At 49.8% G+C, this 15848-nt stretch carries 12 protein-coding genes; 5 read left to right on the forward strand and 7 right to left on the reverse strand.

Annotation, left to right across the window (positions count from 1 at the left end; all coding sequences use genetic code 11):
• Window positions 1–248 precede the first annotated feature (248 nt).
• Window positions 249–1646: an ATP-dependent RNA helicase DbpA gene (gene dbpA / locus J3999_RS09375; protein WP_208127634.1), complete on the reverse strand. Its 1398-nt coding sequence runs from the start codon at window positions 1644–1646 to the stop codon at window positions 249–251.
• Window positions 1647–1770: 124 nt separating this feature from the next.
• On the opposite strand from dbpA, the gene J3999_RS12045 reads away from it, so the two are divergent.
• Both J3999_RS12045 and J3999_RS12050 read left to right on the forward strand, forming a co-directional pair.
• Complete coding sequence (locus tag J3999_RS12045; protein WP_208127635.1) at window positions 1771–2130, forward strand: VF530 family protein; 360 nt, start codon at window positions 1771–1773, stop codon at window positions 2128–2130.
• A 29-nt stretch (window positions 2131–2159) separates the two neighbouring features.
• Window positions 2160–3440: a leucine-rich repeat-containing protein kinase family protein gene (locus J3999_RS12050; protein ID WP_208127636.1), complete on the forward strand. Its 1281-nt coding sequence runs from the start codon at window positions 2160–2162 to the stop codon at window positions 3438–3440.
• A gap of 630 nt (window positions 3441–4070) precedes the next feature.
• Here the strand turns inward: J3999_RS12050 and J3999_RS09390 are convergent.
• From J3999_RS09390 to metH, 3 genes are all read right to left on the reverse strand, one after another.
• Window positions 4071–4322 carry a hypothetical protein gene (locus tag J3999_RS09390; protein WP_208127637.1) on the reverse strand — a complete coding sequence of 84 codons (252 nt, stop codon included), beginning with the start codon at window positions 4320–4322 and terminating at the stop codon, window positions 4071–4073.
• A gap of 42 nt (window positions 4323–4364) precedes the next feature.
• Complete coding sequence (locus tag J3999_RS09395) at window positions 4365–4823, reverse strand: hypothetical protein (RefSeq protein WP_208127638.1); 459 nt, start codon at window positions 4821–4823, stop codon at window positions 4365–4367.
• Window positions 4824–4913: 90 nt separating this feature from the next.
• Window positions 4914–8618 (reverse strand): methionine synthase, encoded by a 3705-nt coding sequence (gene metH / locus J3999_RS09400; RefSeq protein ID WP_208127639.1) that lies wholly within the window; start codon window positions 8616–8618, stop codon window positions 4914–4916.
• 253 nt (window positions 8619–8871) lie between these two features.
• On the opposite strand from metH, the gene trmA reads away from it, so the two are divergent.
• Window positions 8872–9957, forward strand: coding sequence for a tRNA (uridine(54)-C5)-methyltransferase TrmA (gene trmA / locus J3999_RS09405; RefSeq protein ID WP_208127640.1), 1086 nt, complete (start codon window positions 8872–8874; stop codon window positions 9955–9957).
• Window positions 9958–10086: 129 nt separating this feature from the next.
• The gene (locus tag J3999_RS09410) at window positions 10087–10851 is read left to right on the forward strand and encodes a sulfite exporter TauE/SafE family protein (protein WP_208127641.1); all 765 of its coding nucleotides are present in this window, start codon (window positions 10087–10089) and stop codon (window positions 10849–10851) included.
• A gap of 84 nt (window positions 10852–10935) precedes the next feature.
• Here the strand turns inward: J3999_RS09410 and J3999_RS09415 are convergent, their stop codons facing one another.
• Window positions 10936–11190 carry a hypothetical protein gene (locus J3999_RS09415; protein WP_208127642.1) on the reverse strand — a complete coding sequence of 85 codons (255 nt, stop codon included), beginning with the start codon at window positions 11188–11190 and terminating at the stop codon, window positions 10936–10938.
• Between the two features lie 255 nt (window positions 11191–11445).
• Between J3999_RS09415 and J3999_RS12055 the strand changes: the two genes are divergently transcribed.
• On the forward strand, window positions 11446–13983 hold the full coding sequence (locus J3999_RS12055; RefSeq protein WP_208127643.1) for a methyl-accepting chemotaxis protein: 2538 nt from the start codon (window positions 11446–11448) through the stop codon (window positions 13981–13983).
• A 17-nt stretch (window positions 13984–14000) separates the two neighbouring features.
• Here the strand turns inward: J3999_RS12055 and J3999_RS09425 are convergent, their stop codons facing one another.
• Both J3999_RS09425 and J3999_RS09430 read right to left on the reverse strand, forming a co-directional pair.
• The gene (locus J3999_RS09425) at window positions 14001–14576 is read right to left on the reverse strand and encodes a TetR/AcrR family transcriptional regulator (RefSeq protein WP_208127644.1); all 576 of its coding nucleotides are present in this window, start codon (window positions 14574–14576) and stop codon (window positions 14001–14003) included.
• Between the two features lie 43 nt (window positions 14577–14619).
• Window positions 14620–15720, reverse strand: coding sequence for an MBL fold metallo-hydrolase (locus tag J3999_RS09430; RefSeq protein ID WP_208127645.1), 1101 nt, complete (start codon window positions 15718–15720; stop codon window positions 14620–14622).
• Window positions 15721–15848: the final 128 nt, after the last annotated feature.

Genomic DNA, 15848 nt, shown 5'->3' on the forward strand with positions numbered 1-15848 from the left:
CACAAAAAACCGGCTTTACTGGAATTTGTTGTGACAAATCTTGCCATTTTAAAAAGCGACTCCCAGTTATGAGAGGAAACCATGACGGTTTCGGGTCTGTACGACGGGTATGGTGTATAAGTATATGCTGATCTAGTCGGATCTCACTGGAAGAGGTCCGATGAACTTGCCGCCGACACGGAGGCAAGGGCAAGCAAATCGGAGCCTGTTTCAGGAAAGGGCGCAAGACCCGTGTATATGGAGTGTCTTCAGTTCAAAAAACGCGCGCGGACTTTTCGTCCTTTCAGTTTGCCGTGGTTCAGCTGGTTCAGCGCCTGCTGGCTGACTTTCTTGCTGACCGCAACATAAGAGCGCATCGCCGTAACTTTGATTTTACCTACCTGATCTCCAGCAATCCCGCCTTCGCCGGTCAGTGCGCCGAGAATGTCGCCCGGACGGATTTTACTTTTCTTGCCGCCATCGATCAGAAGCGTCACCATCGGTGCCTTGATCGGGCGCTGCATCAGGACGGAATCATCCGGCAAGTCTTCGGTTTCAATCTTAATGCCAAGGGCTTCTTCGAGTTGCGCGACCTTATAACTCTGTTTGTCGCTGATCAGCGAGCAGGCAAAACCGCTTTTGCCGGCACGACCGGTTCGTCCGATACGGTGAATATGCACTTCCGGATCGTGCGCCAGATGGTAGTTGATCACCACTTCGACCGAATCAATATCCAAACCGCGTGCCGCCACATCGGTAGCGACCAGAACGGTCGCACTCTGATTGGCGAACTGAATTAAAGTCTGATCGCGTTCGCGCTGCTCCAGATCGCCGTGCAGGGCGACGGCGCTGAATCCTTGCGCTTTAAGATCGTCGGTAAGCTCCTGTACTTCGCGTTTGGTATTGCAGAATACCACCGCAGAAGTGGTCTGATGCGCCAGCAAGACCAGTCTGACCGCCTTTTGGCGTTCGGCATCATTGGCAACCGCATAAAAATGTTGGCGAATCGCACTTTCAGTGTGCACGGATTCGACTTTGACGTGCTGTGGATTTTTCAGAATATGCGCCGAAAGCTGCTGAATCGATTCCGGGAAGGTCGCGCTGAACAGTAATGTCTGGCGCGATTCCGGAGTCTGCTCGATAATTGCGTCCAAGGATTCCTGAAAGCCCATTTCCAGCATACGGTCGGCTTCGTCCAGCACCAGAATATTCAAATCGTCTAAATGCAGCGTGCCGCGGTTAATATGATCTTCCACGCGCCCCGGTGTACCGACAATAATATGCGCGCCGTATTCCAGTGACGCCGCCTGCGGTTTGAAAGGCGCACCGCCGCATAAAGAGAGCAGCTTAACGTTCTCGATCTGACTCGCCAGTTTACGGACTTCCGAAGCGACCTGCTCTGCCAGTTCGCGGGTCGGGCATAAAATCAGTGCCTGAGTGCTGAACCATTTGGGATCAAGCGATTGCAACAGGCCGAGACCGAATGCTGCGGTTTTACCGGAACCGGTTTTGGCTTGGGCAATCAGGTCTTTACCCTCTAGAATGCCCGGTACGCTCTGCGCCTGAATTGGTGTCATCCGGGTGAAATTCAAAGCCTGTAAAGCTCTCAGAAGTTCAGGGCGGAGATTAAGTTCAGAAAAAGAATCGGAAGCGTGAGAGTCGATCATGGCGGCGCCTGTGGCTAAGGAATGAATTAAGCGCTATTGTACGTGAACTCCCCAGTTTGAGTAGAATTGTATTTACTCCGGTATACTCACTCGTCTATGTGTAAGCTGTTTTTAGGATGGATAAATGACAAACCAAGAGAGTTCGCCGCAGAAAAAGCGCGAATCGAAAGCTAAGCCTGCTAAGTCTGCTGCGAAAAAATCATCAGGCTCGCCGCGCCCGCGTATAGAACAGACCTCTTCGCAGCGCAATAACCCTCTGCACGGCATTACCTTAAAAACCATTGTCACCGAGCTACAGGCGTATTACGGCTGGGAGGGCTTGGCGCAAAAAACGCGCATGAACTGTTTTGAAAGCAACCCGTCGATTAAATCGAGCCTGACGTTTTTACGAAAAACGGATTGGGCACGCGATAAAATCGAACAGCTTTATCTGTTTACGCAACGTGAAATCATTCGTGAGCGCAAAGCCAAATCCAAGCAATAAATCCAAAAACCAATAAGAGAAACCTTTCTGTGAGCACCTTAGCACAGCTGCGATCCGGCGCTTTAAACTGCGCACCCCGCATTCAAATTTCTGACAACCTTACTGAATTTCCTGTCGAACTTTATCAACAGGTCGATACCCTGGAGATCTTGGATCTGTCCAATAATCATCTCTCGGAACTGCCGGATGATTTATACCGTTTCACGAATTTGAAGATACTTTTCTGTTCGCTGAATCCGTTTACAGAGCTGCCGGAAGTGCTCGGCAAGTGCGAAAACCTGGAGATGATTGGTTTTAAAAGCTGCCAGATTGAGCGCGTATCGGCGCAAGCTCTGCCGTCAAAACTGCGCTGGCTGATTCTGACCGACAACCAAATTTCTGAGTTGCCGGACTGTTTTGATAAAACGCCTCGACTACAAAAGTTAGCCTTAGCCAGTAATCAATTGGTGGCTCTGCCGACCACTTTGGCGAGCTGTAAGCGATTAGAGTTGATCCGTATCTCGGCCAACCGGCTAACAGAATTTCCCGATGTGCTGGGTAAAATGCCAAGCCTGGCGTGGTGCGCTTATGCGGGGAATCCTTTCTGCCAAAACGAATCGACTGCGCAAGATGAATTATTGGTTTCCGAACTCGAGGCGTTTGAGCTTAAAGAATTATTAGGGCAGGGGGCGTCCGGGCATATCTATCTTGCGGAAGAATTGGAAAGCGGTACAGAAAAAGCGGTCAAAATCTTTAAGGGCGATGTCACCAGCGACGGTTATCCGGAAGATGAAATGCGCGCTTGTATTACCGCAGGTCAGCATCCGAATCTGGTTAAAGTGGAAGCAAAAATTAATGCCGAAAAACTTGGCTTGGTGATGGAACTGATTCCGAGTCACTATCAAAACCTGGGATTGCCACCGAGTCTGGAATCCTGCACTCGCGACCAGTTTACCGAGGGCTTTCAACTCACGCAAACCATGCTGATTCATCTAGTGCAACAAGCCACTTTGGCGCTGAATCATCTGCATCAACAAGGCTTAGTGCATGGCGACTTTTATGCGCATAATGTCTTGATTGATGAAGAGGGGCATCTGCTGCTTGGCGACTTCGGTGCCGCGTCGCATATGGACTGCCTAACCACCGAACAAGCTCAAGCCATGCTCCGCATTGAAAAACGTGCGCTAGCGCACTTTATTGAAGACCTATGGCAACAAGCGGATGTGGATCCAGCGTGTGAAGAACAACTAAAACAATGGCATCAACAACTGCTTAATGACCAAGTTGAGCTGGTTGAGTTGCTATTTCAGTTAGAGAGTTATTCGAATTAATTTAGCTTTTTACTTTGCCTGTTCTTTTCTTGCTTGTACAAGAAAAGAACCAAAAGAATACACCCTTAACCGTTAGATTAAGATTGGCTAACGTTCAATTTTGCGCGGCTTTAACTCCCTCGCTTTGCTCGGTCAGGCAGTCACCGCCGCTATTGCAAAATTATCACTAAGCCACTCTAAATCTGAACTCTAAAGGGAACCCATTTTATTTGGCATTTTTTTAGTCAAAACAGCCATAAGAATCTATCGCCTGAAAATAGTAGAAAGGGTATTTCGTGAAAGCATTGCCTAAAGACTAAAATCCCACTTTGGAGTGCGCTTAGGCTGAGTTAGCGAAAATTTTTGCAGGAGCGGCGGTGGCTGTTTGAGCCCGCTTGCGGGCGAGTTAAAGCCGCGCAAAATTAAGCGCTACTCAGTCTTGGCAAGCGGAACGGGGTGTCTTTTTTTGCTTACTTTCTCGGCTCTTCGCCGAGTTCGTTGTTTGTTGGACAAGCAACAAAGTTGGGGGAAGTCGTTAGGTTAAAATTGAGGGAAAGTGAAATATTTAAAAGGCTTCTCAATTAAAATTGCCAAATTTAATTTGGCTCTGACCCCAATTATTTCACCAGTTATAAGCTGAATTGTATTTTTTTACAAGAATAACTCAGGATATTTATTTTTGAATTTTTCATAAATCATATCGATATTGTCAGCACTACTACAGCTTATATTAATTCGGCGCGGGGCTAGTAATGGTTTATTATTTTTATCAGTAAAATAAACTGCTATTTTTCCTAAATCACTATCGCAGTCAAAGTGAGAAATATTACATCTCCCATTTTCTAGCTTTTTTTGTTGGTCGATCACAGCTTTTAATTGACGCAATGTTTCCGATAATTCCATATGGTGAGCCTAACTATTAAATGTTACTTGGTTTATTCGTAATTAAAATTCATCAAAAGGACTATGATAACTAGCTGTACCTATATATGGAGAATAGTTATCATCAGTGTAACTATTCTTACAAGTCTTACATTCCCAGTAGCCTTCTCCGTTGCCTTGTAATCGGATTAATTCTTTATTTTTATCATAACATTGCTGGCAAAACGGACCTTCTTTACCATTGTCTGCTATATGCCAGTAGTATGGATGTTCCCAGCTTAAGTTTTCTTCAGTTGATAAGGCTTTTTTTAGGGCGTTTATTTCGTCATCTTTGGAATGAACTAATTGTTGAATATCAGACATTTCCATTTTTACATCAGCGAGTGCAGATATGATTTCAGCAAGCTTTAGCTTTAATTCGGCTTTTTCTAAAGATGAATCACTTTCCTTTAGAACTTTAGCAATATCTGTTGCTGTTTTTATACTTCCTAGAGCCGTGCTAATAGTAGCGGTAATATCCATGTTGTTTTGTCTTCTTTATAGGATGTATATAAATTAGATAACAAAAAAGGTGCTAAAAAGCGCCTTTATTATACATGGCTAATGATTTGCTTACTGCGCAAAATCTTCAGGGTCGTAGCCAAGGTTTGGCGCCAGCCATTTCTCGGCTTCTTCGACGCTCCAGCCTTTACGGTGGGCGTAGTCTTCGACTTGGTCGCGACCGACTGAACCGATACCGAAGTATTTGGAATCCGGATGCGAGAAGTAGACACCGGAAACCGCCGCTGTTGGCGTCATGGCGTAGCTTGACGTCAGTTCCAGACCGATTTCGGTATCCGGTTTAAGCAGTTCCCAAATGGTGCCTTTTTCGGTGTGTTCCGGACAGGCCGGATAACCTGGAGCAGGGCGGATGCCCTGGTATTTCTCGCGAATAAGCGCTTCGTTATCCAGATCTTCATCCGGCGCATAGCCCCATTCTTCTTTACGCACCATTTCATGCAAAGTTTCGGCAAAGGCTTCGGCAAAACGATCCGCCAGTGCTTTCAGCATAATCGCTTCATAGTCGTTGTGCTCGGCTTCAAATTCCGCCGCTTTTTCATCACAGCCGATACCGCCGGAAACGGCGAACAGACCGACATAGTCGGCAATTCCGGTTTCTTTCGGCGCAATATAATCGCTTAGACACTGGTTATAACCGCCGCGTTTTTTCTCCGCCTGTTGACGCAGATTGTGCAGAACGGTCAGTACTTCGGTGCGCGATTCGTCGGTATAAACTTCAATATCATCGCCAATCGCATTCGCCGGATAGAAACCGTACACGGCTTTGGCAGTCAGCCATTTTTCAGAGATGATTTTCTCCACCATGGCCTGCGCATCGGCATACACCTTACGCGCTTCTTCACCGACGACTTTATCGTCGAGAATACGCGGGAACAAGCCGTGCAGTTCCCACGACTGGAAGAACGGCGACCAGTCGAAACGTTCCAGCAGTTTTTCCAGCGGGTAATCTTCAATCACGCGCGAACCGAGGAAGCTTGGTTTCACCGGTGCATAGCCGTTCCAGTCGATTTCGATACGGTTTTCACGCGCCTTGTTAATCGGCACACGTTTGACCTGCTTGGCGCGCGCTTTACGCTCTTCACGCACCTGCTCGTATTCGGCACGAATCTTCGTTGCAAAGTCGGCTTTCAGGTCGTTAGAAATCAGACTTTGCGCCACACCGACCGCACGTGATGCATCCTTAACGTACACCACCGGATGATCGTATTGCGGTTCGATTTTGACAGCAGTATGAGCTTTGGAAGTGGTCGCCCCACCGATCAGCAGAGGCAAGTCCATATTGCGCTCTTTCATCAGTTTGGCGACATTGACCATCTCTTCCAACGACGGGGTAATCAGACCGGAAAGTCCGATCACATTCGCGCCTTCGGCCACCGCAGTGTCGAGAATTTTCTCGGCAGGCACCATAACCCCCAGATCGATGACCTCGAAGTTATTACATTGCAGTACCACGCCGACGATGTTCTTACCGATATCGTGTACGTCGCCCTTAACGGTCGCCATGACGATCTTACCTTGCTGCTGGCCTTCGGTTTTCGCCGCCAGCAGATAAGGGTCAAGATAGGCCACCGCGCGCTTCATAACACGGGCCGATTTAACCACCTGCGGCAGGAACATTTTCCCGGAACCGAACAGATCGCCGACCACGTTCATGCCGTCCATCAGCGGCCCTTCGATAACCGAAAGACCGGAGCCGAGTTTTTGATAGGCTTCTTCGGTATCTTCTTCGATAAAGTCGGTGATCCCTTTGACCAGCGCATGCTCAAGACGTTTTTCGACCGAGGCTTCGCGCCAAGCGGTATCGGCGACCTTACTGGCGGCAGAACCGTCGCCACGGAACTCTTCGGCCACTTCCAGCAGGCGTTCACCGGCTTCTGGGTCTTTGTTCAGAATGACATCTTCTACGGCTAGGCGCAGTTTCTCCGGCAGGTCATCGTAAATCGCCATTTGCCCGGCGTTAACGATCCCCATGTCCATGCCTTCTTTAATCGCGTAGTACAGGAATACCGAGTGAATCGCTTCACGCACCGGATTGTTGCCGCGGAAGGAGAAGGAGACGTTGGAGACACCGCCGGAAATCTTGGCGTGCGGCAGGTTGGCTTTAATCCAGGTTACCGCATTGATAAAGTCCAGACCGTAGTTGTTGTGCTCTTCGATACCGGTCGCGACCGCGAAGATATTCGGGTCGAAAATAATGTCTTGCGGCAGGAAACCGACTTTTTCGGTCAGTACTTCATAGGAGCGTTTACAGATCTCGATTTTGCGCTCAAGCGTGTCCGCCTGACCGTCTTCGTCGAAGGCCATAACGATGGTTGCCGCACCGTACTGTTTTACTTTGCGTGCGTGTTCGATAAAGGCTTCTTCGCCCTCTTTGAGCGAGATGGAGTTAACAACCCCTTTACCCTGAATGCATTTCAGACCGGCTTCGATGACTTCCCATTTCGAGGAGTCGATCATAATCGGAACACGCGACGCTTCCGGCTCGGAGGCCAGCAGGTTGAGGAATTTGACCATGCACGCCTTGGCGTCCAACATCCCTTCGTCCATATTGACGTCGATAATCTGCGCGCCGTCTTCCACCTGCTTCACGGCGATCTCGATCGCTTCTTCGTAGTTCTCTTCGATAATCAGGCGTTTGAATTTGGCCGAACCAGTGACGTTATTACGTTCACCGACGTTCACAAATAGCGAGTCTTCGTCGATATTCAACGGTTCCAAACCAGACAGGCGGCAGGCCGGGTGGATTTCCGGCAAGGTGCGCGCCGGGTGTTTTTGCGCGGCTTCCGCCATGGCCTGTACGTGATCCGGCGTGGTACCGCAACAACCACCGATAATATTGATCCAGCCGTGCTCGGCCCAGTGTGCGATCTCCGCCGCCATCTGTTCCGGGGTTTCGTCGTATTCACCGAATTCGTTCGGCAGACCGGCGTTCGGATGAATCGACACATAGGTTTCGCAGACGCGGCTCAGTTCCTGTACATAAGGGCGCAGCTCTTCCGGTCCCAAGGCACAGTTCAGGCCGACCGAAAGCGGTTCGGCGTGTGCCACGGCGTTATAGAAGGCTTCGGTGGTCTGACCGGACAGGGTACGGCCGGAGGCGTCGGTGATAGTACCGGAAAGCATAATCGGAACTTCATAACCGACTTCGTTTTCCACTTCTTTAACCGCAAAGATTGCCGCTTTCGCGTTTAGGGTATCGAAAATCGTTTCAATCAGAATGGTGTCCACACCACCTTCCAGAAGAGCATGCGTCGCTTGTTTGTAGGCGGTAACCAGTTCGTCGAAAGAGGTGTTACGGAAACCCGGGTCGTTGACGTCCGGCGAGATAGACGCAGTGCGGTTTGTTGGCCCCAAAACACCTGCGACAAAGCGCGGTTTGCCGTCTTCTGACTCGGCAATGTCGCATGCTTCGCGGGCCACCTTGGCACAGGCAAGGTTCAGCTCGCTGACATATTCCTGCATGTCGTAGTCAGCCTGTGCAATGGTGGTGGCGTTAAAGGAGTTGGTTTCGACAATATCGACACCTTTGCGCAGAAAGTCCAAATGAATATCGCGAATCACGTCCGGTTTGGTCATCGCCAGAATATCGTTGTTGCCTTTGATATCCATGTGATAGTCGGCAAAGCGCTCGCCACGGAAATCCTCTTCGCTCAGGTTTAAGCCCTGAATCATTGTCCCCATGGCACCGTCAAGGATGACGACTCGCTCGGCCAGCAAGGATTTCAAAATGGATAAACGTTGTGCGCGTGAACTCATGAAACTTTCCCGTAAATTATGCGGTTAGAGAGATAAAATTAAGCCGGTCATTTTACCCGATTTTGAAATTTTCGTCTGTAATCATTCACTTCGCGCGAATTTGCCCATCGGCTCAGAGTGAGGGGGCGGTGTCGCGGGCAAGCGGTTTTTTGTTACGCTCTTCGGGTATGGCCTACAGGAGTTGCTATAATAACGGTTTTGTTTGCCATCAAGCCGGGACGTCTGTGCCGGGCGTAATTAGATTGAATTGACTATGTTGTGCCAAGTTTTTCCTGAAACCTACCAACAGCAGCTTGCTGACAAGGTAGAACGTTTGCAGTCTTTACTGCCGCAGACCCCGAATCTGCAGGTGTTTGAATCGCCGAGTGCGCATTACCGCGCCCGCGCCGAATTTCGTGTCTGGCATGAAGATGACGATACTTTCTATATTATGTTCGATCAGGAAACCAAGCAGAAAGTCCGCATAGACCAATGTCCGATGGCGATCGAGCCGATTGCCGATCTGATGGCGCCCCTGATGGAGGCGATCAAAAGCGAGCCGGTATTGCGCACAAAACTGTTTCAGGTCGATTTTCTGGCAACGCTGAGCGGCGAGATGCTGGTCACTTTGATCTACCGCCGTCAGATTGAAGGCGATGAGGCCTGGTTGCAGGCGGCGGACAGTCTTCGCAAACAGCTGCCGATCACGCATATTATCGGGCGCGCCCGCAAGCAGAAAATTCTGCTCGATGCCGATTTTGTCACCGAAACCCTGGAGGTGGACGGGAAGCCGTATCACTACCAGCAGATCGAAAACAGCTTTACCCAGCCGAACCCTTATGTCGCGCAGCATATGCTGCACTGGGCGCGTTCCGTTTCCGGCCAGTCGGACGGGGATCTGATCGAACTGTACTGCGGTAACGGCAACTTCTCGATCGCTTTGGCCGATTGTTACCGCAAGGTGCTGGCGACGGAGATTTCCAAAACTTCGGTCGCCTCGGCGCAGGTGAACATTGCGGCCAATCAGGTCGAAAATCTGCAGATTATCAAGATGGCGGCCGAAGAGGTCACCGAGGCTTTCGGCGGGCGCGAATTCAACCGTCTCAAAGGTATCGACCTGCAATCCTATGATTTCAGTACGATCTTCGTCGATCCGCCGCGCTCCGGTCTGGATGACCTGACCCGCAAGATGGTCTGCGACTACGAGCGGATTATCTATATTTCCTGCAACCCGGAAACTCTGGCCAGAGATTTGGAAGTTCTGACGCAGACGCACGAGATTCAGCAGACAGCGTTGTTCGATCAGTTTCCTTACACGCATCATATTGAAAGCGGCGTTTTTCTGACCCGTCGTTCCTGATCCCGCACCGTTCAAGCTTTTGGCTTTGGCTGACGATCATACTTTCGTCATATTTTGCGGGTTGGGCTTGTGTAAAATGGGGCCAGTTTTTTTCGTATATTAGCGATTAGTAATTTTTAGGAGAATCCTATGGTATTTGCCTGGATTGGCGCACTGTTTATCGGGATTACGCTCGGGCTGCTAGGCTCCGGCGGATCGATCTTAACCGTTCCGGTTCTGACCTATGTAGTCGGTCAGGAGACGAAAGTGGCGATAGCCGGATCATTGATGATTGTCGGTATTATCAGTGTCTTTTCAGCAATACCCTATGCCCACCAAAAGCTGGTTCAGTGGAAAACTGTGGTTCTCTTCGGGGTTCCGGGAATGGCCGGTGCCGTAGCCGGTGCCTGGAGCGCGCATTTTGTCTCGGACGCAATTCAGATGCTGATCTTCACCGTTCTTTTACTGATTGCCGCCTATTTTATGTACAAGCCGATGAAGCTTCAGGACGGGGAGCATGAACCGCGCGCTTTTTATAAGATTGCCATCGACGGTTTTATCGTCGGCGGTGTGACCGGGCTGGTAGGTGTCGGCGGCGGATTCCTGATTATCCCTGCGCTGGTGCTTCTGGGTGGTTTGTCGATGCGTCTGGCGGTCGGAACCAGTCTGGTAATTATTGCGGTTAAGTCGTTTGCCGGCTTTGCCGAATATCTGTCGGTACTCAAGGCGCTGGATCTGACTCTGGACTGGTCTATTATCGGTATCTTCTCGGCGATCGGTATTGTTGGCGGCTGGCTGGGGCACAAGATCAGCTCCAGAATCGATCAAGATGCGCTCAAGAAAGGCTTCGCGATCTTTATGCTGTTGATGGGGCTGTTTATTCTTTATAAAAACTTGCCGGCGCTACTTGCCTAAGCTGAACAGCTCTCTTTCATATACAAAAACGGCGCTTATTAAGCGCCGTTTTTTATTGTCCGCAGTGCAACGCTGACTAACCGCCTACTGCTGTCCGTGCCCGAGTTCTTTAGGCGTTTCCTTCAATTCAGGTTTGCGCTGTTCCGCCTGTTTAAGGTCTTGAATATAGGCGCGAATACCTGCTGCGAGCGCCGGGTTTTCTTTGGCATAGTTTTCGAATCCGGCTGTATACGGATCATTATAGGAACCGCTTTCCTGAGAGGCCGAGGCCAGACTCGGCAGGTTTAAGCCGGTTGTGACTGCCAGAGCGGCAAACATTAAAGGCAAGTTTTTTCGCATATACACCACCAAATCATTTTTGTGAGTTAATGAGCTGAAACGCAAGTGTCATTGCGAACAATAATCTAAAGACGGCGTTGGTTTTTTTAAAGGGCGTCGATACTGGAAAGTGTCTAATTTCCCTCTATTCAGCCGGGCATAGGGCCATTAACAAACTGTCATTTAAGTTTCATATTGGCTTCTGTTACGGCCGCTACCATTCCCCCGATTAAAAATACTTACAGATTAACGGGTTTATTCTCGGGGGCATGCGAAGTGAAAAATTTATCGATTGTGAAACGACTGTGGCTCAATTTGTCGATTGCGGTAGTGATTACTTTTGCGATCGCTTGGGGCGGTTTAAGCGGTTTGTGGAAAGCGCAGGCTTCTTCCAGCAGCATTCTGCAGCAGGAAACGCAGAAGATCGCGCCGATCGAAAATTTTCATGACGGTTTCCGTGCGCTGGTGGATGAAATGATGCGCCTTCTGCTGACCCGCTCCGACGAAGGGCAGATAAAATTTGCCCAGGCTTTGGATGCTCAGCAGAGTCTGCTGCTTGAATTTTTTGCGAGGCTGGGTGTGGAGGTCGAAGATAACGGCAATGGTTATTTGCAAATGGCTGCGGATCAGGTCGGAGTTCAAACACCCGAGGTTGCAGAGCAGGCTGAAGATTTATTGGCGATCAACCGCGTTCTGATCAATCTGCAGAAAGCGACGCAGAGTTACCTGTTTCTGAAAAAAGATATTGAAAACACCTATCAATACGGTATCGAAAGCAGCTCGGAGTCAATTGAAGAGAAGTTGCAGACTCTGCTGAGCAGTGACACTGTGACTGAAGAACCGGCCTTGCAGCAGAATATCTCAAGTCTGCAGGAGAAGTTGCGGATCTCCAAACGTCTGGCGGCGCAACTGATGGTCTCCGGCGATTTTGCCTTTCTTGACCAGTTCGAAGAGAAGGGATTGGGTGAAAGTGCGAAACAGGATCTCGCCTCGCTTAACGAGGCGTTGAGCGGTAACTTCCTGGTGCAGGAAACATTCGAAGGCGTGAATGATTCGCGCGACGGCTTTATCGAAAGCATGCAGGATATCCGCGACGGTCTGCGAACGGCTCGGGAGAATGACCGAACCATCTCAAAACTGGTCTATTCTGCGCAGGAACATTTTGACCGACTGTTGAATTTCTACAAACAGCAGCGGGTTGATGCCTTGCAGGAAGTTGAAATCCTTTCTGCCGAGCGTATCGAGCAGATGGTCTGGGTTGCCCTTGGCGGTCTCTTGACTATGGTGCTGGTCAATATGCTGTTTATCCGTTCGATTACCCGACCTTTGAATCGCATGAAGCGACAGGTTAACCATATTACCCGTCGAATGGACTTTGACGCCTGGCAGACTGCGCAAGGCCGTAATGAACTGACCGATATGGAGCAGTCGATCGAGGCACTGTTAAAAAGCTTTTCCGGGGCCATGCAGGAGGTGATTGTCAGCAGCCAGTCGCTTGCACGCGGCGATCTGGATATTTCGCTCGCTGATAACTATCAGGGAGATCTGAAAAAAATGGCCGACCATTTCAATGCCAGTATCGGGCAGGTTAAGCAGACCTTGAACGGGCTCGAAGAGGTCAGTCAGTCTCTGGCCAACGGGAACTTAAACCATCAGATTGCGTTGAAAGATTACAAAGGTCAGTATCAGTCGGTTATGAGCGGCTTGCAGAAAGCGATTTTCGAACAGAAGCAGGCGATTGACGAAGTGCGGCGTATTTCCCTGGCGATGGAGCGGGGGGACTTTTCTCTGCGCATCGAACATCAGATGCCGGGCGATCTAGGCTATCTGAAAAGTCATTTGAACGATGCGCTGCATAATCTGGAACAGGCGATTTTCAATAAGGTTGCGGCACTGCAGGCGTTCAGTGAGGGGGATTTCTCCTACGAGATTCCGGGACAGTATCAGGGCAAACTGCGTGAACTTAAAGAGCATATGGTTTCCATGGCGGAAAAAGTCAGCCAGATGCTGGATGAAATTAAAGTGTCGTCGCATCTGGCCGAAGTCGGCGTGCGCGAAATCAGCGACGGTAATCAGGAATTGAATCAGCGGGTCGAAAGTCAGTCCGATCTGATTCAGAAGACATCCCAGCGTATGGGGGCGATGGTGACCTTTCTGGAGGGCAGTTTTGTCCAGTCTTCCGAGGTGGCCGAAGCGACAGCGAATGTTAAACAGCAGACCTCTTCCGGAGTTAATACTGTCGAAGAGATGGTCGATGCCATGCAGCAGATCGAACTGGCGAGTCAGGAGATTGCCGGCATGACCGATACCATCGACAGCATCTCTTTCCAGACCAATCTGCTCGCGCTGAATGCCGCCGTCGAAGCCGCCAGAGCCGGAGAAATGGGACGCGGTTTTGCCGTGGTTGCCCAGGAGGTGCGTAGTCTGGCGCAGCGTTCAGCGGAAGCTTCGCAACAGATCCGCCAGGTAACCGAACAGACATTGCAACGGGTGGAACGCGGTTTGAAACTGTCCGAGCAGACGCGTTCGGTATTCAGTAATAATGTCGATCATATCGAGAAGATCGCCGAGCAAGCCATGCAGATGAAATCATCGATCAAAGATCAGAATCATTCGATTGTCGAAGTTAATGAAGCACTGCAGAAGATTGAAAATGTCACTTTTGCCAATGCCGAACTGGTGAAGCAGGTGACCTCGACCTCAACGGAAATCATCGAACAGGTTTCCAGCGTGCAGAATAAGATGCAGAGCTTCTCATTAAGAGAGGTGACGTTGAAGCGACCACTGCGGCTGGCAGACGGAACTATTCAGTAGAATGGGCGAATGAGGGTTTAAGCCTTCAAGCTTTTTAAAGTGGTTTTAAAAATCTGTTCCGCCAGATAATCGGTCTGATGGTGTTTGGACTGAGAGCCGGGAAGGAAATCGCGCATATTGCCGATCTGGAAATGGAACAGCGTCATGCCGAGAAGGGTGGTGATGGTAAAGTGCAGATCGCTGTCCGGGTTGATTTGCCGGAGAATCTTTTCCAGTTGTTTACAGCTTTCGGCCATCACGGTTTCCGCAAGAAACTGCAGCTTCTGAGGGTCGTTTTGTAATAGCTCGCGAAGAATTAGCTGGCGGAAAATGGTGTCTTCGGCCATTTTACAGGCGCTCAGACGAATCACTTCTTCAAGCTTTTCTTCGGCGCTCTGTTCGCCGACCAATACCGCAATCAGCTGTTCGTTGTGCTGATCGAAAACCGATTTCAAAGTAGCCTGATAAAGACTCTGTTTATCTTTGAAATGGTTGTATAGCGAAGGGGCTTTAATTCCGCAGGCTTTGGCGATATCCCGCATCGAGACGGCCTCGAACCCTTTTTCAGAGAAAAGTTCCGCGGAATGCGCCAGTATACGGTCATAAGTCTGCATCAATTAAAGCCCTTTGTTTCGAATTTATTCTTATGGGTAAATCTTACTCGAAACTTTGTCCTAAGTCGCCCCCGGTGAGCTCTTTATAGACGTGAACCGCATTGTGCTGATGCGTTTGCTGGTACACCGGACGGTCTTTATAGGCAGACTGGTCGATTGAAGGCATATCTTCTTCCTTGCCACCTGCGGCAATCTTCTGCTTGACGGCATTGCGCAGAAACTCAAGATAGCCCAGAGTGTCTTCGCTGATTTTCGCCATATCGGTCGGAGCGCCGTGTCCCGGAACGACAATGACATCTTCCGGCATAGCGGCTTTCATCGCTTTGAAAGTGTCAACCCAGTGTCCGGTATGGGTGTAGGAGAACAGGGCCAGAGAACGCTTGTTATAGGCAACGTCACCGGTATACAGCAGATTACGGCTTGGGATATAGGCGAGTGTCGATCCCGGAGTATGTCCTGGTCCGAAATTAAGAAGCTCGACCGTTTCGCCGCCGCCGACATCGATTACCAGCTTGTCGTCAAATTCGGTGAACTTGTCACTGACATTGCGCGCCGAGTGGGTGATGTCCTCGCCGACGCGTCGCGCCCAGCTGGCTTTGATCTCTTTAAAGCCGTTGTTGAAGTCCTGATTGGCGCGGCTGTGCGAATAAAGGTTTTTGACGCCGATGTTCACCCAGTAGCTGGCACCCAGATAGGCGTGGCCCTGAGAGTTTTCTACCGCGATCCATTTCACCGGTTTATCGGTGTGTTGTTTGATCTGCTGGTGGAAACTGTATGCAACGGCGGGGTTTGGTCCGGCATTGAAAACGAAAACGCCGTCTTCAAACTCGACCCATGACAGGTTGTTGTTCAAACCGAAGTTTTCCGGTGTGTGCCAGATCAGACTGCCGACCACGGTATAGGCTCCATCGGTCACTTTCTGAGGTGCAGGGAGTGTCAGTTTCTTTCCGATATAACCGGCTTTGCGTTCCGCACTCTGCACATCTTTCATGTAAGCTTCGAGACTTCCGCTTAAAGCGCCGTTTTCTTTGGCGTAGGCGGCAAATCCCTGTACAAAAGGATCATCGGAAGAAGCCTGAACCTGAAAGCTGATGCCGCAGGTCAAGGTTGCCAGTATAGCGGTGGTAATAGGGCGAAAAAGCATAAGCGCTCCTTGGTGGGTTTTGAGTCGAAATTAAATCTAACTAACGTTTGTTAGGTTGATGATTCTAACAACTCTTGTCGCCATTAGCGCTTAAAAAAATTTATAGCGAATAAGTTGTTTTTGGGTGT

This window comes from Thiomicrorhabdus sp. 6S3-12 (genome assembly GCF_017571475.1).
Classification (GTDB): domain Bacteria; phylum Pseudomonadota; class Gammaproteobacteria; order Thiomicrospirales; family Thiomicrospiraceae; genus Thiomicrorhabdus.

What these genes read in the sequence shown, in the direction of transcription:
- dbpA (WP_208127634.1), bottom strand. Translation starts at nt 1,646, where the DNA reads ATGATCGACTCTCACGCTTCCGATTCTTTTTCTGAACTTAATCTCCGC.
- J3999_RS12045 (WP_208127635.1), top strand. Translation starts at nt 1,771, where the DNA reads ATGACAAACCAAGAGAGTTCGCCGCAGAAAAAGCGCGAATCGAAAGCT.
- J3999_RS09390 (WP_208127637.1), bottom strand. Translation starts at nt 4,322, where the DNA reads ATGGAATTATCGGAAACATTGCGTCAATTAAAAGCTGTGATCGACCAA.
- J3999_RS09395 (WP_208127638.1), bottom strand. Translation starts at nt 4,823, where the DNA reads ATGGATATTACCGCTACTATTAGCACGGCTCTAGGAAGTATAAAAACA.
- metH (WP_208127639.1), bottom strand. Translation starts at nt 8,618, where the DNA reads ATGAGTTCACGCGCACAACGTTTATCCATTTTGAAATCCTTGCTGGCC.
- trmA (WP_208127640.1), top strand. Translation starts at nt 8,872, where the DNA reads ATGTTGTGCCAAGTTTTTCCTGAAACCTACCAACAGCAGCTTGCTGAC.
- J3999_RS09410 (WP_208127641.1), top strand. Translation starts at nt 10,087, where the DNA reads ATGGTATTTGCCTGGATTGGCGCACTGTTTATCGGGATTACGCTCGGG.
- J3999_RS09415 (WP_208127642.1), bottom strand. Translation starts at nt 11,190, where the DNA reads ATGCGAAAAAACTTGCCTTTAATGTTTGCCGCTCTGGCAGTCACAACC.
- J3999_RS09425 (WP_208127644.1), bottom strand. Translation starts at nt 14,576, where the DNA reads ATGCAGACTTATGACCGTATACTGGCGCATTCCGCGGAACTTTTCTCT.
- J3999_RS09430 (WP_208127645.1), bottom strand. Translation starts at nt 15,720, where the DNA reads ATGCTTTTTCGCCCTATTACCACCGCTATACTGGCAACCTTGACCTGC.